Source organism: Vibrio sp. 9-16B-A1, from assembly GCF_056726165.1.
Window position 1 is genome coordinate 118177 of sequence record NZ_JBSDZD010000013.1, and the last position, 21872, is coordinate 140048.

General features: G+C 44.9%; 18 protein-coding genes. 6 read left to right on the top strand and 12 right to left on the bottom strand.

Annotated elements, in window-relative coordinates:
* Nucleotides 1-18: 18 nt before the first annotated feature.
* The 12 genes from ACVB80_RS19235 to ACVB80_RS19290 all read right to left on the bottom strand — a co-directional run bounded on the left by ACVB80_RS19235 (nt 19) and on the right by ACVB80_RS19290 (nt 15118).
* Nucleotides 19-972: a glycosyltransferase family 2 protein gene (locus ACVB80_RS19235; protein WP_481082902.1), complete on the bottom strand. Its 954-nt coding sequence runs from the start codon at nt 970-972 to the stop codon at nt 19-21.
* Between the two features lie 5 nt (nt 973-977).
* Entirely contained in the window at nt 978-2273 is a 1296-nt protein-coding gene (locus ACVB80_RS19240) for a flippase (RefSeq protein WP_481082903.1), read from the bottom strand.
* Between the two features lie 208 nt (nt 2274-2481).
* Complete coding sequence (locus ACVB80_RS19245) at nt 2482-3357, bottom strand: NAD-dependent epimerase/dehydratase family protein (protein WP_481082904.1); 876 nt, start codon at nt 3355-3357, stop codon at nt 2482-2484.
* A 45-nt stretch (nt 3358-3402) separates the two neighbouring features.
* Nucleotides 3403-4716, bottom strand: a complete 1314-nt coding sequence (rfbH, locus tag ACVB80_RS19250) for a lipopolysaccharide biosynthesis protein RfbH (protein WP_481082905.1) — start codon at nt 4714-4716, stop codon at nt 3403-3405.
* Nucleotides 4716-5798 carry a CDP-glucose 4,6-dehydratase gene (gene rfbG / locus ACVB80_RS19255; protein ID WP_481082906.1) on the bottom strand — a complete coding sequence of 361 codons (1083 nt, stop codon included), beginning with the start codon at nt 5796-5798 and terminating at the stop codon, nt 4716-4718. The genes rfbH and rfbG overlap by 1 nt, the downstream gene beginning before the upstream one ends.
* Nucleotides 5799-5801: 3 nt before the next feature.
* Entirely contained in the window at nt 5802-6575 is a 774-nt protein-coding gene (rfbF, locus tag ACVB80_RS19260; protein ID WP_481082907.1) for a glucose-1-phosphate cytidylyltransferase, read from the bottom strand.
* A 23-nt stretch (nt 6576-6598) separates the two neighbouring features.
* The gene (locus ACVB80_RS19265; RefSeq protein ID WP_481082908.1) at nt 6599-7567 is read right to left on the bottom strand and encodes a CDP-6-deoxy-delta-3,4-glucoseen reductase; all 969 of its coding nucleotides are present in this window, start codon (nt 7565-7567) and stop codon (nt 6599-6601) included.
* Complete coding sequence (locus ACVB80_RS19270; RefSeq protein WP_481082909.1) at nt 7567-8547, bottom strand: Wzz/FepE/Etk N-terminal domain-containing protein; 981 nt, start codon at nt 8545-8547, stop codon at nt 7567-7569. The genes ACVB80_RS19265 and ACVB80_RS19270 overlap by 1 nt, the downstream gene beginning before the upstream one ends.
* A 155-nt stretch (nt 8548-8702) precedes the next feature.
* Nucleotides 8703-9068 (bottom strand): four helix bundle protein, encoded by a 366-nt coding sequence (locus ACVB80_RS19275; protein WP_481082910.1) that lies wholly within the window; start codon nt 9066-9068, stop codon nt 8703-8705.
* 122 nt (nt 9069-9190) lie between these two features.
* On the bottom strand, nt 9191-11824 hold the full coding sequence (locus ACVB80_RS19280; protein ID WP_481082911.1) for an SLBB domain-containing protein: 2634 nt from the start codon (nt 11822-11824) through the stop codon (nt 9191-9193).
* A 202-nt stretch (nt 11825-12026) separates the two neighbouring features.
* On the bottom strand, nt 12027-13349 hold the full coding sequence (locus tag ACVB80_RS19285; RefSeq protein WP_481082912.1) for a capsule assembly Wzi family protein: 1323 nt from the start codon (nt 13347-13349) through the stop codon (nt 12027-12029).
* Nucleotides 13350-13666: 317 nt separating this feature from the next.
* Nucleotides 13667-15118: an MBL fold metallo-hydrolase gene (locus tag ACVB80_RS19290; RefSeq protein WP_481082913.1), complete on the bottom strand. Its 1452-nt coding sequence runs from the start codon at nt 15116-15118 to the stop codon at nt 13667-13669.
* Between the two features lie 306 nt (nt 15119-15424).
* Here ACVB80_RS19290 and ACVB80_RS19295 point away from each other — a divergent pair, with 306 nt between their 5' ends.
* From ACVB80_RS19295 to ACVB80_RS19320, 6 genes are all read left to right on the top strand, one after another.
* The gene (locus tag ACVB80_RS19295) at nt 15425-15673 is read left to right on the top strand and encodes a hypothetical protein (RefSeq protein WP_481082914.1); all 249 of its coding nucleotides are present in this window, start codon (nt 15425-15427) and stop codon (nt 15671-15673) included.
* An 82-nt stretch (nt 15674-15755) separates the two neighbouring features.
* Nucleotides 15756-16418 carry a YjbF family lipoprotein gene (locus tag ACVB80_RS19300; protein WP_481082915.1) on the top strand — a complete coding sequence of 221 codons (663 nt, stop codon included), beginning with the start codon at nt 15756-15758 and terminating at the stop codon, nt 16416-16418.
* Nucleotides 16419-16431: 13 nt separating this feature from the next.
* Entirely contained in the window at nt 16432-17151 is a 720-nt protein-coding gene (locus ACVB80_RS19305; RefSeq protein ID WP_481082916.1) for a capsule biosynthesis GfcC D2 domain-containing protein, read from the top strand.
* 2 nt (nt 17152-17153) lie between these two features.
* The gene (locus ACVB80_RS19310; protein WP_481082917.1) at nt 17154-19391 is read left to right on the top strand and encodes a YjbH domain-containing protein; all 2238 of its coding nucleotides are present in this window, start codon (nt 17154-17156) and stop codon (nt 19389-19391) included.
* Between the two features lie 294 nt (nt 19392-19685).
* Complete coding sequence (gene rfaD, locus ACVB80_RS19315; protein ID WP_481082918.1) at nt 19686-20627, top strand: ADP-glyceromanno-heptose 6-epimerase; 942 nt, start codon at nt 19686-19688, stop codon at nt 20625-20627.
* 15 nt (nt 20628-20642) lie between these two features.
* Nucleotides 20643-21872 carry a hypothetical protein gene (locus ACVB80_RS19320; protein ID WP_481082919.1) on the top strand — a complete coding sequence of 410 codons (1230 nt, stop codon included), beginning with the start codon at nt 20643-20645 and terminating at the stop codon, nt 21870-21872.

Consider the following 21872-nt stretch of genomic DNA (forward strand, 5'->3'; position numbering starts at 1 on the left):
TAAATAGCAAGCACAACACTATTTTAACCTAAAGGTTCGACATGTATAAATGGCAAATTTATAGATGGGCTCCATAGACAACAAATACGAAATGGCATTAACAATCTTCTCATTTATTGTTTTTGAAGGCACCTCTTGATATCCCACGCCTTTTCTATACAAGTTCACTTTAAAACCAAATGACTTGGTCTCATTAGTTATACTATCAATCCTTTTATCTATAAGGTATTTTGCACGTTCACTAGTTAATAATTCTCTGAACATAGCTTGGTGGCGAGGAATATCTTCATAATATACTTTGACCAAGTTATAATTTTTCTCAGCCATTCTTAAGTTTACTACCGCATATTCTGGAACTATAATTTTATATGCTTTATCCAAATTATTTAAAATTTGCACCCAAAAGCATACATATGCATGGCTCCCACCATATAGCCCCTTAAAGTATTCTGACTTTACATGCTCTTTTTTAACCAGTACAGCTCCAAATGTGGAAGCGCCCTTCAACTCCAAAAAAGCTTCTTCCGCACAATCATAATTTCGCTGCTTGACGTCTAGTGACCTACCTAACGTATTTCCTTTTCCATCGACCCTATTAGCATTAAACACTGCAAGATCTATCTCTTTCACCTTGATCAGGTCAGCTATTGTATCAAAAGCATCGTTCTCAAAATAATCATCATCACCAAGAAAGTAAATGTAACTTCCAGAAGCCATGTCTGTAACAAAGTGCATATGCTCATCCAAATCAAGCCTAACCTTTTGCTTACAATACTTAACTGAAAATAATTTTGAGACCTCACCATCCAGATACGCCTCAGTCTTACTATAATCAGCTTCAGAGCAATTATTTGATATGCATAACTCAATGTGCATACTATTGTTTTTTTGACTAACAATAGATTTAATTGCTGCCATCAAATATTCAGGCCTATTCATTGTAGGAATACAGATACTTAAATCTACTTGCATTGCTATCACCTAAAGAGAACTGTTCGCCATGTCAGTTGGAACAAGTTTCTAGATAAAAAGAAGGTTACAAATAAAACTTGGAAAACTTGAGTTAACAGAGTTGCGTATGCCGCACCTATAACACCAAACTTACCAATTAAAATAGTGTTCAGTATTGTACTCACTATTGCAGCCGACAAAGTCTGCCATAGTACAACCTTAGTTTTGTTTTCATTAACTAACCAGAGAGACTGAGCACACCCTAAAGCAACCGGAATCAATGTGAAAACGTGGACTGAAAATATAAACTTACTCTGGTAATACTCAGCCCCATAAATATATGGAATAGCAAAATAGCCTATTACACCAAAAACAGACGCTCCTATCAATGCACATATATACATTATTCTAAAAAACGATTTGGTCTGTAGTAAGTACTCACTTTCACTTTTACTTTTTGCATTGGCTATTATTGGAGCAAAGCTAGTTAACAGTAAGGTTGGAAATATATATGATATTTCAGCTAGTGTAACCCCAACAGAGTATACACCTACAGCATCAAAACCAAGAAACTTCTCTATAAAGAAAATTCCAGCCTTCATGAAAACTATAATAGAAACACTTGAAATCGCTAAGGGCCAAGATTCTGCCACCAATTCCTTTATATAAGTTAGCCTAAAACCTTTAAATATCGAGTTAGAATCATGAAGATCCAAAAATCTTTTTATAAGGAAGATCGAGGATAAGAGCACCTCAAAAGAGAATATCGCAAATATTAATATCGGTTCTAGCGAAAACACTATAACTGATACTTTTAACACCATACATATTAAATATGATTTAATCTTTGAAATGACAGTCAATCGACTAGCGCTTTTACTTTGAAACAATAAGTCAACAACATTGCCTATTGAAAAAAACACCGAGGATAGCACTATAGTGTTTACAACAATATGCTCCTTCACATAACCGAATAAAACCAACATTCCTAGGCATACACACATAATTGAAGTAAATAACTTCAATACCAGCACATCACTTAAGATTCGCCCGGCTCCATCCTTGTTCCTTGACATATCTCGGACAACTATCGAATCTACACCAAAGTTCGATAGTGCTTGAAAAAAAGCTGTAAAAGCTAAAGCAAATGACAACTGCCCGTAATATTCAGCCCCCAAAAATCGCGCCACTAAAACACTTATAAAGAAGCCAAGAAATAACCTTATAGCTTTGTCAAAAAAAAGCCAGCCAAAGTTCTTTGCGACCTTTTGAAGCCCCATTTCTCTTATATGTGATATAGGCTTACTGAGAATCACTTTCATATATAATCATAATGCATAGGATACGCTGCATCCATTTATTTCAACTGATTGTAAACTAGGATAAACCTGTTATTGAGGTCTGGCATTATATATGGTTCCATATTAAAAAACCAAAATGCTGATATAATTCACCAAGTAAAATGTCGCGATACGGATATTATTAGTAACCATATAAATTAGTGTTCATGGCAAATAACATAACAGCAAGTCAATCTTTATCTGGAACACTCAACTCGCGCGTCTTGTGAACAACATCAGCAATACCTTCTTCCAGATTAGTACCACACACCCACCCTAATTCGTTAAGACGATGGGTATCCGCGCATAAACACTCCAGCTCATTATCCCTCATTGGTACAGCGCCAAATTTCAATACTGAACTTGACTGGGAGGTTCTATGGATTCTTTCAACTACTTCGCGAATACTTCGCGCACTTCCGGAGCCTAATGAAATAGTTTCATTGTCATCCAACTCATCAAGGGATAACACTATCCTTTCAAAGGCAGAAATTACATCACGAATATGAACAAAATCACGCCTATGGTAACCGTCGGTTAACTCTATATCCTCATTAGAAATACACTTTTGGATGACATAACTAATAAACTTGTTAGTATCATCACCAACTCCATAAAAATGCTCTAGCGCTACATTTATAAACTTAGTGTTGCCCAGGTCTTGTAAGTTGGCTATTTTAACAAATGAATTTTTAGTAAGAGAGTAACTAGACAGGTTATCAGGCAATGATGTGCCGACATTAATAATAGCCTTGACCCCGTACCTTTTCGATAAAGAGAGTATCTGACACGGATAGTGTATGTTGGAATCTATCAATTCCATCAAGGAATCTGGTTTTCTTCCATAACTAGCGACCGTATTAATAACAACATCTGGTTTTACAGCTTTAAAAATCTCATCCATCTCTAGGAATGAATCACCTGATACTATTCTTGCTATTGAGTTCTCAACTCGTTTTCTGGAAGAACTTGAACGAACTAACGCTGTTATTTCCCATTTTTCAGATAGTTTATCTACGAGTTGGCTACCAAGGTAACCAGATGCTCCTGTTATCAAAACTTTCATCTTGTAATTAAGGGAGTATTACCTCCCTTCCCATTTAAAGTTAAGTTAAAAGTTCACACCAAAGAACTCTTCAAACTTCTCGATTACAAAGTTCAAATGTTCTTCAGTTAGCCCTGGGTAAACACCAATCCAAAATGTATTGTTCATAATAAGATCAGTGTTAGTTAAATCGCCTACTACACGATATTCCACTTTTTCGAAATATGGCTGACGCGTCAAGTTACCGGCAAACAGCAAGCGAGTTCCAATTTTGAACTGGTCCATGAACTTCAGCAAGTCAACTCGTTCAATTCCGGCATCTTCTCGAATAGTAATAGGAAAACCAAACCAAGAAGGGTCAGAGTTTTCGGTTGCTTCAGGAAGAATGATAAACTCTTCACAGGAAGCTAACCCCTCCTTTAAGTAGGCATAATTATCTTTGCGGGCTTGCACTAACTCTTCAACACGATCCATCTGAGCAAGGCCACAAGCCGCTTGCATGTCTGTAATCTTTAGGTTGTAACCTAAATGAGAGTATGTGTACTTGTGATCGTAACCATGTGGCAAAGAACCCAGTTGTTGATCAAAACGCTTTTTGCAAGTGTTATCACAACCTGGTGCACAGTAACAATCACGTCCCCAGTCACGGAAAGACTCAATCAACTTGCGAAGTTCATTGTCTTTAGTAAACACGGCACCACCTTCACCCATAGTAATATGGTGAGCAGGGTAGAAACTTACAGTTGCGATATCACCAAAAGTGCCTACCATCTGGCCATTGTACGTAGAGCCCAGAGCATCACAGCAATCTTCAATTAACCAAAGGTTGTATTTATCTGCTACACGGCGCGCTTCTGTTAAGTCAAAAACATTACCCAAGGTATGCGCTACCATAATCGCTTTAGTTTTCTCAGAAACAGCAGCTTCAATCATTTCAGGTTTAATTTGATAAGTCGGAATATCGACATCCACAAAAACTGGTACTAAACCATTCTGGATAGTTGGGTTAACTGTGGTTGGGAAGCCAGCTGCAACAGTGATCACTTCATCACCAGGCTTCAACTGACGTTCGCCTAATTTAGGTGATGTCAGCGCAGTCATCGCCAAAAGGTTTGCAGAAGAGCCAGATGTAGTCGTCAATACGTAAGGTACACCTAGGTAGTCGCCTAAGCGCTTTTCAAACGCGTCGTTAAAACGTCCAGTGGTTAACCAGCCATCTAACGATGCTTCTACCATCATTTTTAACTCATTTGCGCCAAGTACTTTACCTGAAGGGGGAACAACTGTTTCACCACCAACAAAATCTTTAGGTGCATATTCAAGTGCTGCGTACTGTTCTACAAGCTCAGCAATCTGAGTTCTTAACTGTTCTTTTGACATTACTTTGTTCCCGCTTTTGCTGTCATGTAATCTTTAATTTCTTGCAAAGTATATTGCTTCATATCTTGTTTTGTAATCCAGGCTTTTTGCCAGTTTACAATTCTGGCCAGTGTTTGCTCTAAGCTCCATACTGGCTGCCAGTTGAGGCGCATTTTTGCTTTTGAGCAATCAAGTTTTAGGTAGTGAGCTTCATGAGGGTGCTCACCTTCGCTTAAGTGCCAAGAAGCACCTTCCCCCCACAAAGTTGAAAGCTTATCTACGATCCACTCTACTGGTTTGGCATCTTCTTCTTTTGGTCCAAAGTTCCATCCTTCCGCAAACTCTGGGCCATGCTCATATAAGTGCTCAGCAATTGTAATGTAACCAGAAAGCGGTTCTAAAACATGCTGCCAAGGGCGAATAGCGTGTGGGCTACGGATCTCTACACTGCGACCTTCAGAAAAAGCTTTAAGCATATCTGGAATGAGGCGATCATCAGCCCAGTCACCTCCGCCTATGACATTACCTGCTCTTACCGAAGCAAGAGCGCAGCCATGCTCATGATATCTATCTTTGTTGAAGAAAGACTGGCGATAAGAAGACGCCACTAATTCAGCACAACCCTTACTATTGCTGTATGGGTCATACCCCCCCATTGCTTCATCTTCACGGTAGCCCCACACCCACTCCCGATTCTCATAACATTTATCAGAAGTAATGTTTACAACGGCTTTGACCCCACCAACTTGCTTTACCGCCTCGAGCAAGTACACTGTCCCCATCACATTCGTTGAGTAGGTTTCCATTGGCTCATCATAGGAAAGACGAACTAAAGGTTGAGCAGCCATGTGAAAAACAATTTCCGGCTTAAACTCCGCCATCACCTGGCGAAGATGAGTAAAGTCCCGAATATCGCCTTCTTCTGTGCCCATTTCAGCCCAAACTTTGGCTTCTTCAAATAAGCTAGGCTCTGTAGGTGCAGGAAGAGAGTATCCTTTAACTAGCGCCCCCATTTCTTGGAGCCACAGGGATAACCAGCCACCTTTAAATCCTGTATGACCTGTAATAAAAACTCGCTTACCTTGCCAGAATTTCGGATTCATCAGTTACTCCCAGATTTTCCAAGGTGCTTTGCCTGCTTGCCATAGCTCTTCTAAATGCACTTTATCGCGGAGTGTGTCCATCGGCTGCCAAAAACCGTGGTGCTCATACGCCATTAATTCGTCATCTTCAGCAAGTTGATTTAGCGGGTATTGCTCCCAAACACAAGCATCACCATCAATGTAATCAAGCACTGCAGGAGACAAAACAAAGAAGCCGCCATTAATCATAGCTCCATCACCTTTTGGTTTTTCTTTAAAGCTATTTACTTTACCCGATTGAATATCAAGTGCACCAAAACGGCCAGGAGGGAACGTAGCTGTTAGTGTCGCTTTTTTACCGTGTGTCTTGTGGAAATCAATGGTCTTTGAAATATCAATATCCCCCACACCATCACCATAAGTAAAACAGAATGCCTCTTCGTTTTTTACGTAATCCGCAACACGACCCAGGCGACCACCAGTCATAGACCTATCACCAGTATCAACTAAAGTCACTGTCCATGGTTCGGCATGATTGCGATGCACTTTCATTTCATTATTTTGCATATCAAACGTCACATCAGACATATGTAAGAAGTAATTAGCAAAGTACTCCTTGATCACATAGCCTTTATAACCACAGCAAATAATAAAGTCATTGATACCGTGCGCTGAATATTGTTTCATTATGTGCCACAGAATTGGTTTACCACCAATTTCAACCATCGGCTTAGGCTTAACTGAGGTTTCTTCACTTAGGCGCGTTCCTAAGCCACCAGCGAGAATGACTGCTTTCATAGTTATCTCCAACTAACTCTTAATTATTTTGCGGGGGTAAATGCATCAGAAAAGAAAGCGTCACTTTGTAGCCCCTTCTCTATGAAATCTTTTTTTGCGGCTTCAATCATTACTGGTGAGCCACAAGCGTAAACTTGATAACTTTCTAACAAGTCAAAATCTTGACACACAGCCTCGTGAACCAAACCTGTTCGTCCAAACCAGTTTTCTGTATCGCCTGAGCAAACGGGAGTATAGTGAAAGTCCTCAATTTGTTCAGAAAGCAAAGTCAACTCGGGAAGGTAGAACCCATGTTTAGTAGGCATCCCCCAATAAACGTGAACAGGCCTTGAGTCTTCGTTGGCTCTTAATTCTTCAACTATAGCTTTTATTGGCGCAATACCCGTACCGCCAGCAAGAAGTATCAAAGGCTTCTCGTTATCACGAACAAAAAATGTACCTTTGGGGCCTTCTAGCCGCATTAGTTGATTTACTTTTAAATCATCAAACAACAGCTGGGACATTTGCCCATTGGGAACCTTACGAATATGTAACTCTAGCACTTGAGTTTCAGATTTAGCGTTAGCGATCGAATAGCTTCGTTTAATGCCCTTAAAGCTTACATCTACATACTGTCCTGGTAAATAGTCGAACTTTGCAGTTGGGGGAAAGCGAAACTTAATCACAACAATATCATCTGTAACCAGTTCAAACTCAGCAACTTTACAAGGAAGTGTTTGTTGCTTGATATCAACTAACTCGGGGTAGTAGTTTGCTTGCAAAGTTATATCAGAGAGTGCTTTTGACTGACACGTCAAGATATCTCCCCGCTCAACAACCTCACCTTTCTCATTTTCTACACTTCCTGAAATCACAGAAGCGCTACACATACCACAATCACCAGTTTTACAGCTGTGTTCTAGAGGAACTGATTGTGCTATTGCATCATCTAGCAAGTTATCTTCTGTTTTATAACTTACACCAGCAGGTTGAATATCTACGTTGTATTGCATTACTTCTCTTCTTTTCTAAAAGCAAACCGAACTAAGACTAAAGCTATCCCAAGCATGCCACCAAGTAGCGTTGCAAGCACGCAAATCAGTGCACGCTTAGGACCTGCTTTTTCTTCCGGGACAACCGCTGGATCTATAGTTTTGAAGGCAAATTCTGTTTCAACTTCCGCCAGCATCAGGTTTTTCGTTTGCTCTTCAATTAGCTGAAAGAACACTGAGCGCATATCAGAGATTTTAGTTTTATCTAACTGCTGCTCTAAGTAACCAATATTACGCTTAGTTTCATTTAGAGATTTTTCTTTCATCCAAGCATTAAGATCCTTAACTAACAACTCTACCCATTGCTGCGCAACGACTGGTGAAAAGTGAGTTACGTCCAGAGTAACTAAACCAGTATCTTTCGCTTCGGATGTTGATAGTACTTTTTTAAATGCTTTATAAGCTTCCCAGTCAGTTGGGACAACTGAGTCTCCAGGTTTTACTTCACGTACCCACTGTTTGGTATTTACATCATATAGCTCAGGATCTAACTCTAACTCGCCAGATCCTTTATTCCACTCTGTTGCAGCTATGAGCGGCACAAGTAAATCGTGTTTGTGAACAAAGGCATTAATGAACTGGCGAGATTGCAATACTGCCAGCGCCATTGCTTTATTGTCTGTTCCACTACTACCACCTATGTTGATCCCAGCTAGTGATGCCAAGCCACCGAACTGTGCTGCCATGGCTGCCATACCGCTTTTTCCGCCATCGCTTGCAGAAGCTAGTACTGCTGTTGCTTTGTAGGTGTTGGGTTGGGATAGAGCGAACAGCACACCGCCAACTGCGAAAATGAAAGTGGTTAAAATAACTACCCACTTGCCTTTCCATAGGGCTTTGAAGAGCTCGCGGAGATCGATTTCGTCGGTGGCTGGAGGTGGGGTGTATTGTGGGGGGTATGGGTATGGTGTGTTTTGTTGATTGTTAGGTATTTGGTTCATAGAGAAACTAGAAACTAGAAACTAGAGACTATAAGAGCGAGAGCGGATCGTCGGTGTTATAGGTTCTGTGTTCTTGGTTTTCCTCAGTTGTATTAAACTTTAGAGACTAGAGACTAGATCGCTTTGCTTCTAGAGACAATATAAGCAAATCAAGATCAGCTTCTAGTTCCTGCTTTAATTTTGTTTTTGTCTTTTTGGATGATGGTGGCGAGAATTTTGGCGATTTCTTTGGCTTCTTTGAGTAGCCTTAGACCTTCTTGCTTTTTCATGTGAGAGGTTTTCACTGCAATTTGTAACTGCGTGACTACTTCTCCGCAAGAGCCTTTCGCGTAATAGTAAAAGCGTATTTTCTCTTTCAGTGTTTCTCGCTCTTCACCTTCAGCTATATTTGAAGGGATAGACAATGAAGAACGATAAATTTGGTCTTTCAAAGCAAAGTTACGACTGGTTTCAAACTCTTCCATAATGTCGCAACACAAGCGACTAGACCGCTTCCAAACATCCAGATTTTCAAAAAGCACAGTACTCTCCCTTATAGCTTCTAGCTTCTAGCTTCTAGCTTCTATAATAGCGAAAGCACCTTAACTTATTGTATTAAACAAAGGTGAAGCAACCTTACTCACTTCACCTTTTTTACGCACTGTTAGTCTTTAACAGCTTTCCAGGCTACACCAATCTGGTAAAGGATTTGAGTTGCTGAAGTTAGCGTACTCAAGCCATCCAGGTAGTCGGTGTCGATTGGAACGATGATCGTGTCGCCTGGTGCCAGTGGTTTATCTTTGCGGCTGAACCAGAAAGAGTTGTTTGGCATCATTACTGAGCCGTTGGCACGGACTACGTAAATGCGGTCAGTGTCGGCTTGTTTCTTGGTGCCGCCTGCCGTTTCTAAGTACTGCTCAACCGTCATGCCTGGCTGGTAAGTGTGGTTAGATGCAAATTGCACTTCACCCATTACGCTAATCACCGGATTTTTCGCCGGTACGTAAAGTTTGTCACCCTTCTCCAGCATGATGTCGGCAACTTCATCACCGGCTATTGCTTTAGGCAGGTCAATAACCAAACGGCCCATTGCTTCTACTTTCGCCAGCTCGTCAGCGATATCCATCGCCTCTGAAGGTGGTGTGGTATAGGTTGCAGATGAGTTTTGGCGACGCAGTGAAAGACTGCCGATCTCCTGCTTAAGCTGAGCGTTCAGGAGGCGTAGGCGCTCTTGTTCCTGGCGCTTCAGGCGTTCACGGCTAAATACCGCACCGTCTGCGTAGGCAAACTTGGTCAAGCCACCCGCACGCTGGATGATGTCCTGCAAGGTTTCTCCGCGCTCAAAAGTATAAGTACCCGGGAAAACCACTTCACCCTGCAGTTCAATCATCATGCCTTGTTGCCAGTTTGGCTGAGTCTTGATCACGATGTGGTCCTGGGCTTGCAGCTCGATGCTTTTCTCGCCGTTTAGTGCTTTATCCAGTGCAAATGGGTAATGCTTTGAAGCATAGCTTTCGCCTTTGCGCATGCTGCGGGTCAGTTCAGCCTGAGTTAAGTAAGCACGTTCGTGCAAACCACCAGCAGCCAAAATCAGTTGTTCGATGCCGCCATTTTTAACCAGTGGGTAAGTACCCGGGAACTTCACCGCGCCAGTGACCTCTACCAACTTTGCAGGCTCAGCAAAGGAAGACTGAGCTTTTAAGCGCTCAATGATCGGATTAAGCAGCGCTTCGCGGCTGGTTTGCTGAATGTTTTCGCCTTTAGAAACGGTTTTTTTCGTCTGAACATTAAGCTCTTGCGCTTTATCATCAACGACCAGTGCGCCTGTTTCAGAGTCGATGGATTCTTTGGTAATAAGCTTTTGAGTATCGGCAGCATTGGCTTTTTTATTGATCTGCGCTCCATACCAGTACTCCAGCTCCAGGCCGTTATCAAATACAAAGATTTGGTCGCGCTCGTTAAGACTAATATTATCTTCAGATTTTGGGTTACGCAGTGCGTTTCCCAGATTAAATTGCAGTACTTCAATGTCACGCTTGGCGTTTACTTCTCGCACGATTAAGGCGTAATCTAAGTCTGCACTCTGTTTTAAATCATCTTTAGCCGAAGTGATCACATCAGTCACCTTCATGCCTTTCTGGTAGCTTAGTGCTCCCTGGCGGATCACCTCACCACGCACAGCAACGGCATTGGTAAGGTTTAGTGATGAGCGAGCGACTTCGACTTCATCGCCAGATCGAACCAGGAAGTTACGCCCCTTCGCCGTAGTAAGATCCAGCGTGAACTGTTGCATACCTTTATTGGTGGTGCGGCGCACGTTTACTTTTGAAAGGTACGCTTGCGGCAATACGCCACCAGAAAGCTCAAGTAACTGAGCAAGTGTGGTGCGGCTACCCAGCTCATAAACAGCAGGGCGCAACACTTCACCTTCTACTGAAATGCTTGAAGTTTTGGCAGGAACAAAAAGGGTATCTCCTGCTAACAAGCGTACATCGTTAGTGGTATCACCGTTAATAAGCAGCTCGTAAAGATCTAATGTGGAAACAGTTTTGCCTTTACGTTTAAGCTGGATGTTACGCAGGCTGCCGGTTTCCAGCACGCCACCACTGGCGATCAAAGCCTGGGTAACTGTAGTTAAGCCGTTGACGTTGTACGCACCCGGCTGGCCGGTTTCACCTACAATGTAAACCTGCATGCTACGCATCGCCCCCATAGAGACCACAACATCTACGCCGATGACTTTCTGTTCAACCAGGTTAACGATTTGCTGGCGCATTTGAGCAAAGGTTTGACCTGCGACAGGTACGGGGCCAAAGTCCGGGAAGTACACTTTACCTTCACGGTCGATGGTTAAGCTTAGCTCTTCACTGGTTTTGCCATACAGCTGAACTTTAATCTCATCACCCGCTTCCATCACGTAATCAAGTGGTACAGGCAGGCTGTCGACAGGGGTAAATGAGGTGGCTTTACCGCTAAGCACGTTATAACCAAAGGCTTTTAGTTCGCTGCCTTTCTGAGTGACTTTCTCAGGCACTTTCTGTTTAACGGCATGCGTTGCTTCTGTACTGCGCTTTGGTGCTTCCACTTCGGTTTGCACTTTGTTGCTTCCGGCACTGTTACCCGTTTTTAAGCTGTTTAAATCTACGCCATATTGACGTGCAAGCTGCTCTTGCTGCGCTTTTGGCAGCGCCTGAAACTGGGCCATTTGCGCAGCAGTTGGCTGAGCTGCGAACGCACCAGCACTGGCAGCACCTGCGATGCAAAGGGTGATGAAACGTGTTTTTAAGGTGTTATGCATGGTTTGTGGTTCAGTTTTTTTTTGAAAGTGATGAAATGGACTATGGCGCTGCGCTTCTAGAAACTAGATCGCTTCGCTCCTATAAGAGCAAAAGACAAAAGCGCTCGTCCCGCTCTTTGCTCTTCTAGTTTCTAGTTTCTAGTTTCTAGTTTCTAGTTTCTAGTTTCTAGTTTCTAGTTTCTAGTTTCTAGTTTCTAAAACATTAAAATCGAAACTCATACCCAGTCCAAACATTGGTCTGGTTCTTGTCGTTTGTCTGTTTGCTGTACCCGATACCAAAATGGAGCATGCCTGCCAGTGCCGGGAGGCGGTAGGTGGCGTTGGTGCTGGTTAAGGTGTCGTTTGAATAGTTTGATTCCTGCCATACCAGGCTCAGGTTATGGTCGTTTTCCATTTGAACGTATAACGCGGCTGAGGTGCTGTCGTCTAATAAATAGGTGTTGCGGGCAGCTTGATTGTTGAAAGCTGGGTAGCTGCCTTTGTTCCAGTGCGCGGCCTGGTTTTGTTCGGTTTCTTTTTTGGCGTCTGTCGATTGCTGTTTTTCTAGTACGATGCGCCATGTTTGGTTGGCGGCGTCGAACTGGCCGCTCCAGCCCATCAGGTAAGCACCGAGCTCCGATGTATTGGATGTTGAAGCCAGCTCTGTGTATACGCTGTGGTACAGGCCATTCAGATGTGGCAAAGAGAACTTTGCATCGAAAGCGGTTTGCTTGTCGCTGTCTTTTAATTGAGTGCCATCGAACCAGGTTTGGTAAGTCAGGCCAAATTCAAACATACTGAAGGGTTTAGCGACAAAGCGGGCGGCGCTGTGGTGCTCCTGGGCTGCATCTTCTGGCATACCCGCCAGTGCTTCCAGGCTCCAGCCACCCAGGAAGTCGTTTTCACCAATGTAGCTTACGCTGGCTTCAGGTACCGATTGGGCGAACGAGCCTAAAATCAGGTTATGTTGCCAGCCCTGGCCCCACCAGCGGTCCAGGCTGCCGACGGAAAACAGCCATGCGCCTGCGTTCAGGGAGATGTAGCTGTCATCCCACACCACCTCCTGGTCACCGTTGTAGTCGCTGTAACCTGTGGTTACACGAAAGGCAAAACTGTTGGATAAGTGCTCGTAACTTGCGAATGCGCCCCACTTGTCTTTGCTGAACTGCCCAAATCCGGTAGAGCCTGGCATTTCGTTACCAAAAACAAATTTGGCACTTCGGTTACCGCGGCTATACTGGGCTGAGGCCATGGCATAACTCACATGGCGTTCAGCGCGCTGATTTGAATCTTTCCTGGCGTTGTCAAGACAATCACCAATGGCAGACCAGCGAAGAGGAAAATGATTCACGGGCGCACTCAATAGCCCGGCGTCTGAGAGCTGGGTTAAATCGGAGCGAAGGAAAGGGTCAGAGGCTTCCAGCCAGGGAGATGCTTGCGCCATACCTGTATGACAAACCAGAGGCAACGCAACAAGGATAGCCCCCGCGACCTTTTTCACTCTGAATGAGCTGAGGGTCGCAAGTGAAGGGTAGAGAACTTCCATTTCAGTACTAGCCAAATCAAAATGAATAACTGCAGAGGGTAGTGAACAAATAGTATCTGTTCCGTGGCGGCATAGCGCCATAGCATGTCCGGGGCTTCGGCGAAAGCGGGACACGCTACCGCCCATTGGTACACGCTTAACCACACTGCGTTTTTTAATAGTTTATTGTCCGCGCCAGGAGTCGTGTTGCAATTTCATTGCTCAGCCTGCGCACAGGCATATTTATAACAAGCTGCAACATTATCCACAATCGGGCAAATAATTCAATTGATGGTCAAATGCGTTGCATTCATCATTACTATTGATAAAACAGATGATTAAACATTAACTGTTGTACCTGGCATTACCTTTTGCAGCAATGCCTTAAGTGCATTTTTGGGGTCTGTGTCACCATGTATTAAGTGGATAGTTTCAGGCGCATAATCCCTGCATCCTGCAAATCTGACCAGATCATTCTTATCTGCATGGGCAGAGTAACCGGAGATCTGATGAACTCGCGCATTTACTTCCCTCTCATCGCCGCTAATCCAGACTCTGTCACTCCCATTTTGCAACGCCCTTCCCAGGGTGCCTTTTGCCTGATACCCAACAAATATCACATCTGTTCTCCTGTCCGGCAGCAGCGCACTTAAGTAGTTCATAACCCTTCCCCCCTGGCACATACCGGAAGCCGCAATCACAATACAGGGTTCGCCCGTGTGTTTAATCCGGTTTACCAGCGCCAGATGTTGCTGATGGCTGTCTATAGTTATGCATTGCCCGAAAGCCAGTGGCATCCGTAACTCCGCCAGTTTCATTTTGGCTTCCCTGCTCCAGAGTTTTTTATAACGACGGTACGAACGGGTAACTTTAGCCGCCAATGGTGAATCCACTATGACTGGCATACGCTTTGTCAGTTTCTGCTCATGCAGGAGTTGCTCTATATCGAAAAGCAACTCCTGAGTTCTTCCCACACTGAATGCAGGAATGATGATCGCACCACCGTCCTGCACCGAACGCTGAATTATCTGATTTAATCGCTCCCGGCGGGCAGCGATACTTTCGTGGGCCTTATCGCCATAGGTAGACTCGAGAAAAAGGATATCCGCGTGTGCTGGTGGAGCAGGATCAGGCAAAAGTGGCGTGTTGGCAGGCCCAAGGTCACCCGAGAAAACAATAAGTTGGTTAGATGGTGTTTTTAACTCGATGTAAGCGGAACCCAGAATGTGGCCTGCGGGCTGAAAACGAACAAGAAGCGAAGAAGCCAGAGACGAGGTTTCAGATGAGGCGTCTGGGCGGCCCTGCGTTTCTAATAAAACCGCGCGATCGAGGACCTTATAAAATTTACGCTTAGTATGCTTCGCAGATTTAGCACTACCTTTATCGTGCAGCGGCTCCAGGTTAATTCTGTGCCATCGGTTGTATGGGAGGGGTTTTAGTTGTTTCTGTATTTGTTGTAAGACCCGCGCCCGCTGGCCTTTGTCCAGATTTAACTGGATTTTCAGGCCGTCTTCCAGCATCAGTGGGAGCAGTTCTGCTGTCGCCTGGGTGCAGTATATCGGGCCTTTGAAACCGGCCGCTAAGAGCCAGGGGATTCGTCCAATATGATCGATGTGGCTGTGGGTTATAACCAGGGCCCGAATATGGCTGACGGGAAAATCAACGTTCAGGGGCTGAGACTCATCGCCCTGAAACAGACCACAATCGATGAGGATACCGCCACGCCCTAACCTGACCTCATGGCATGAACCAGTAACCGTGTCTTTTCCACCATAATAAATAATTTGCACAGAAGACTCCGAAACAGAAACAAAGCCCCATGATATGCAGTCAATTGAGTCGCTATTGCGAGTGAGTAGACAGATATAAAACAACACAGTCAGATCAACGACCAGGTGACCGCCCAAAGCTCTCAGAAATACCGTCCGGCACCCGGTTAACAATGTACTGATTTGTCAGTTAATTCTATAAATACCTTAAATACTCAACAGACCAGCCAGATCGTTTACATTATGCTCAGAGTTACACTAGAATAGGTAATGGTGCGGTTTATCCGCACCATTACATCGATGTAAAATGGAAATAAAGGAATAACAATGAAAAATATCGCTCTGGCAATGCTGGTTGCACTAGGCACTATGGGTACCGCTGTAGCACAAACGGAAGGTAGTGCTACTGCAGCCTCTTCAAGCTCTGCAGCCGCTGGTGCAGGCGCTGGTGCAGGCGCTGCAGTTGGTGGTACTACTGTAGCTGTTGTTGGTGCAACTGTAGCAGCCGCTGTAGTTGTTTCAGTTTCTGACTCTGGCAGTTCTGAAACCACCAACACTACTACTGTAAATCAGTAATACCCTTAGGTATCGCCCTGCCTGCGCAGGGCGTTTTTCATTTCCTCCCAAACTCCATCCACACAAACGTCAGATATTTACCATGCTCAGAAGAATTGCCCTTCCCGCGTTATGTATTCCAGTCCTGCTCGGCGGTTGTACTAATAAAATGGAGCACGTCAACGATACTGTAGTTGCTCTTTATAAAAGCCATCAGGATGTAAACCTCTCGACAAAGGAAATCGCAAACCTTCCCTATGCCAGCGCCTATGTTCGCTTAGATGATCAGCGGAAAATTTTTGTAGTACTTGCCTTTGTCGACAACCTCCCAGACAGCCCGGCCCCAAGACTCAGCTGGATAGCAGCAGACCATGCAATGATCATTACCGAGCAGGGGCGAATCATCAAAACCGTAGGTCTGGAAGAGGATAACCTGGTTCAGCTGGAAATGATTCAGGCCAAACCCGCCATCTGGCAACAACAAAACTGGCAGGCAAACTACAGTTGGTCACCACAATACCGGTATGCATTTTCTGCCAAGGCCACATCAGAGTATCTTGGCACCGAACCTTTAACTTCAAGCCAGTGGCAACTGGAAACCAGGCATTACAGGGAAACAATCAACTACCCGGCCCTTGAAAGGGCCATATATAACGAATACTGGCTGGACAGCAAAAAACAGGTGGTGAAAACCATCCAGCACCTTGGTCCGGATATGACCAGGATTGAGATGACATTTGTAAAACCTTACGCTGCTACACAATAAGAACGGATTTTCTATGTTTCAACTAATTACCCGGCAGGTACTGGTGCTATCCGGCCTCATTTTTGCCTCAACTTCTGCCATTGCAGGAGAGCTTTCTGTGACCCTGGCAAATCAGGGTAAAACTCTGACTTATGCGGAGCCGGTTCGGCTGGAGCAGGTTTTACATGACAGCTACCAGGTCATTGGTTACTGGCCGTATGAAACCGATTCATCCTTAAGCGCCCATAGTGAACAAGTCAAACTTGAGCAATTAAAACAGTCAGTATTTGAACAACTTAATACTATGGGCTCTGCAGAGGCCATTGAAGTCAGGAATCAACTCTCACAACTCCGCTATACCAACCGGCTTTTTCTCAACCTGGATCTGGATACAGTTCGGGTCACGCCAAAGCTAAACCCGCTTTTGCAGGGCGAATATATGCTGCATCTGAGTAAAGCGAGCGACTCCTTCACGGTATTAGGCCTGCTTCCTGAACCACAGGAAATTCAGCTCAGAGATGGTACTGACCTCAATACTTACCTGAGTAACCTGGAGTACTTTGAAGCCGGAAACATGAACCGGCCCTATATCATTCAGCCAGATGGCAACGTCATCAAAGCCAACACCGCACACTGGGGGGATAAAAACTATTATGTTGCTCCCGGCGCTATCGTATTTATTGGCTTTTCCGGCCAGCCCGAGCTCAATCAGTCAATTACCCGGCTTCTTCGGTACGCAGTGGAGAAACAGTAAAAATGCCTGCAAATCATAAAACACTACCTGTGCAAAACCTGCAACGCTCTTCTGTCTCTATCGCCATACTGGCAGCCCTGATTGCAGGCTCAGCTCTGGCTGGTGACGTATTTCAGCCAGTAACCTTTACCCCATCTCAAAGTGATTTTGGTGGTACAGGTTTAATGCAGATGCCCAATGGCCGCCTGGCCCCTGAGGGAGAGTTCAACCTAAGCGCTAACTATAGTGATGCCTATCATTTTTACGATGTATCATTGGTATTGATGCCCTGGTTTGAAACCACCATCCGCTACACCCTCATGCCAAGTCAATACTACAGTAACGACCCGTCGTTTAGTGATGGTTCACCCTACACTGATAAAGGTATCGACTTCAAGTTTCGGCTATGGCAAGAGAGTGACTGGTTACCGGAAGTCGCAGTCGGGGTTCGAGACTTTGGCGGTACTGGGCTGTTTGACGGAGAGTTTGTAGCAGCCTCAAAGAAATATGTATCCCGGGATTATGGAGTTTTTGATTTTACTCTCGGTATGGGTTGGGGGTATATGGGCACCCGTGGCAATATCAGTAATCCCTTCTGTCAAGCCAGCGACAAATTTTGTACTAGACCCTCTGACTTTGGGGGTAAAGGGGGGCAAATAGACTACCATCGCTGGTTTAAAGGTCCCGCATCTCTCTACGGCGGTATAGAGTATCAAACACCATATCAACCCTTAGTGCTCAAGCTCGAGTATGACGGTAATGACTATAGCAAGGACTTTGTTTCTACCCGGCCGAACGAACGCAGAGATGTGGATGTCACTCCTCATACGCCATGGAACATTGGTCTTGTATATGCGGTGCATGATGTAGTGAACCTAAGACTTGCTTATCAGCGTGGAGATACTCTTACCGCGGGTATCAGTCTGCATACCAACTACAACGATGTAAAAGCGACCTGGCTGGATGAACCTGAACCAAGACCGTCAGAAGACCGACCAGCAACAACAGAAGAAGTCAACTGGCAGGCCCTGGAAGAAGAAGTAGCTAAAGTCGCTGGGTATCAGGAAGGGCAAATCTATCTCGCTGGCAACAGTGTGACAGTCAAAGCCGAGCAAAAAAAATACCGGAACCGGGACAATGCTCACCAAAGGGCCGCCGCTGTACTTAATAAAAATCTGCCAGAATCGATCACGACTTACCGTCTGGTAGAAACGGAAAAACATCTGCCGGTAACAGAAACCCGGGTATCTGCGGAGAAATACCGCCAGGTGGCCAATGTTACTTATATCGACCCGGATATCAGGGACGCAGCCCAAACTAGCTCTCCAAACCAAGATGAGTACGGACAGTTAATGGCAGATGGCAGCAACCGCCTGGATTACGGCCTGTCCCCACAACTGAACCAGTCTTTTGGTAATGCAGAGACGTTTTATCTTTATAACCTTGGGATCAACGCTAACGCCAGTTACTGGCTGACCAATAATATGCAGCTGACCGGTTCACTCTACCTGAACCTGTTAGATAACTATGACCAGCTAAACTTTGTCACGCCGCCTGATGGCACAACCGGGCCAGCCCGGGTGCGTACCATGATCCGGGCCTACGTTTCAGATAATCCAGTAAGGATGAACAACCTGCAGCTGACCTGGTTTGAGAACTACGGTCAGGAGTTCTACCAGCAAATGTACGGTGGATACCTGGAGATGATGTTTGCCGGTGTGGGCACCGAAGTGCTGTACCGCCCGCAGGGGAAAAACTGGGCTATCGGTGCGGATATAAACCTGATTTCTCAGCGGGATCCGGAAAGCTGGTTTGCCGTTTATGACACTCCCGATCAATCTAACCCGGAGTACGGCCGTGACTTTAAAGTACTCGACCGCGGAACCACCGGCTTTATCTCAGGCTACTACATGCCGGAATGGTCTTTGCTGGCTAATACACTTTTCCGTGTCGATGTCGGCCAGTTCCTTGCTCAGGATGTCGGGGTAAGAATGGACTTCTCCAAACAGTTTGACAGCGGAATTATCGTCGGTGCTTACGCCAGTAAAACCGATATGCCGGTAGAGCAGTTTGGTGAGGGAAGCTTTACCAAAGGTTTCTATATCTCAATTCCATTCGATGTAATGACGGTTAAGCCGAGCAAACAGCGTGCAATACTGGGCTGGCAGCCAATTACCCGTGATGGTGGCCAGAAACTGAACACGGCGCATTCGCTGTTTGGTATTACGGATGCGGCTTCGCCGTGGTATACGAGAAAGTAACGGAGAGCGGTTGAAGAGCGGTGCTGTGGTTCTATGGGTAGAAAACGTTTGCCCATAGACCCATAGACCCATAGACCCATAGACCCATAGACCCATAGACCCATAGACCCATAGACCCATAGACCCATAGACCCATAGACCCATAGACCCATAGACCCATAGACCCATAGACCCATAGAACCACAGAACCACAGAACCACAGAACCACAGAACCACAGAACCACTCTATACCCATACCTCCCGGAGTCTGCTACACTCCTGCACAGTATTTTTTCTAATCTGGACGGACATTTTATGATCATCGTAACTGGTGGTGCCGGTATGATCGGCAGCAATATTGTTAAGGCGCTGAACGAAGCGGGTCACAACGATATTCTGGTTGTGGACAACCTGAAAAACGGTAAGAAGTTTAAGAACCTGGTTGATCTGGATATCACCGACTACATGGACCGCGATGATTTTCTGACCCAGATTATGGCCGGTGACGATTTTGGCCCTATTGAAGCCGTTTTTCATGAAGGTGCCTGCTCTGCCACCACTGAGTGGGATGGCAAGTACATGATGCTCAATAACTACGAGTACTCAAAGGAGCTGCTGCACTACTGCCTGGATCGTGAAATTCCGTTCCTGTATGCCTCTTCTGCAGCGACTTACGGTGGCCGCAACGAGAACTTCATCGAAGAGCGTGAATTTGAAGGTGCACTGAACGTATACGGTTACTCCAAGCAGCAGTTTGATAACTACGTACGTCGCCTGTGGGCGGATGCCGAAGAGCACGGTGAGTCACTGTCTCAAATCACCGGCTTCCGTTACTTCAACGTATACGGCCCGCGTGAAGATCACAAAGGCAGCATGGCATCAGTAGCATTCCACCTGAACAACCAGATTCTGGCGGGCGAAAATCCGAAACTGTTCGAAAGCAGTGATACGTTCAAGCGCGACTTCGTGTACGTTGGTGATGTTTGTAAAGTAAACCTGTGGTTTATGCAGCACGGTGTATCAGGCATCTTTAACTGCGGTACCGGCCGTGCGGAACCTTTCTCTGAAGTGGCCAAAGCGGTAGTTAAGCACCACGGCAAAGGTGAAGTTGAAACCATTCCTTTCCCTGAGCACCTGAAAGGCGCTTACCAGGAGTTTACTCAGGCAGATCTGACCAAGCTGCGCGCTGCAGGTTGTGATGTTGAATTTAAAACAGTTGCTGAAGGTGTGGCTGAATACATGGCTATTATTAATTAGTAACACGACTTTATTATGCAAATCAGATTAAATACCATTAGCCCATTCTTAGTGGGCTTTTGTTTTCTAACCCTGTACCCTTCCAAGGCTGGTATAAATATCAGCCTTGGTTTACTACTGATAACGTTAATCGCTTATCTCGCCTCTCAAAGAAGCCTGTTCCGCCAACCTGATATTGATTCGCTAACCAAATCAATGTGGGGAGTATTTCTTATCGGGCTCATCGCAAAAGCTATCTCCCCCGGCAACCTTCAGGAGATCGAAACAGCTTTTGTGAAAACCGGTTTTTTACTGGTAACCCCCCTGCTCATTCACCTTCTCAGGCAGAAAAACAATCTGAATATTGCCATTTCATGTCTGTCTATCGGAGCCCTTATCAGTTTTGGTTATGCTTTCTACCTATTTGCCCAACTCGCAGCTCAGGGCAAGTTCAACCACAGGATTCCAAGTTTCTGGATGATCGGTGCATGGTCCGAGTTTTTGGCGTATATCTCTGCTGCTGCAGTTCCTTTTGTACTCAATTATTGCAAAGGAAAGAGACTGATTAGTGGTGTAATTTTTATTCTTTTATCATTTGCCTGCCTTGTGCTTTCAGGAGGAAGAGGACCACTCGTGGCTGTAGCGCTCACAACTGGTGTCTACTTGTTAGTTTTCCATAAAAAATGGCTGTTTACTTTGGTGGGCGGTCTTTTACTTTGTGTTGTCGTTTTTTACGATTCATCTCTCATCCAGTCTGTGATAGCCCGGATAGCCTCAATAACCGATCTGTCATCAAACACTTCCTATATAGCCCGCGCTGTTATGTTGGAGCATGGACTGGAGTTTGCAGTCTACAACCTGCAAAATAATCCGCTTGCGTTCTTTTTTGGCTTAGGCAAAGAGCCTCTTGAAGCTCATCTGGTAGAATTTTTACTCATTAACCACAACCTGGCTGAGTTGCAGGCTAGTGCTGCTAATGGTTTTTCTTACAATGACTCTCACAACGCCTACCTGAATGCGCTTCACATAATGGGTGCAATCTATCTTGTGGCTTATTATTCACTGCTAGGCAAGATTGCCCATACCCTGTGGAAGTTCAGACACACAGCAACCGGCTACTGCTGGAGCGGACTAAGCCTTATATCCTGTGCACTCATTATTGGCATGCTCTACGGCAACAACATGGTGTTTGAAACTATATGCCTGTTCTACCTGCTTTCCATTTGTATTGCCGGCTGTGTTAAGAGCAAAGAGAGCGAGGCATAA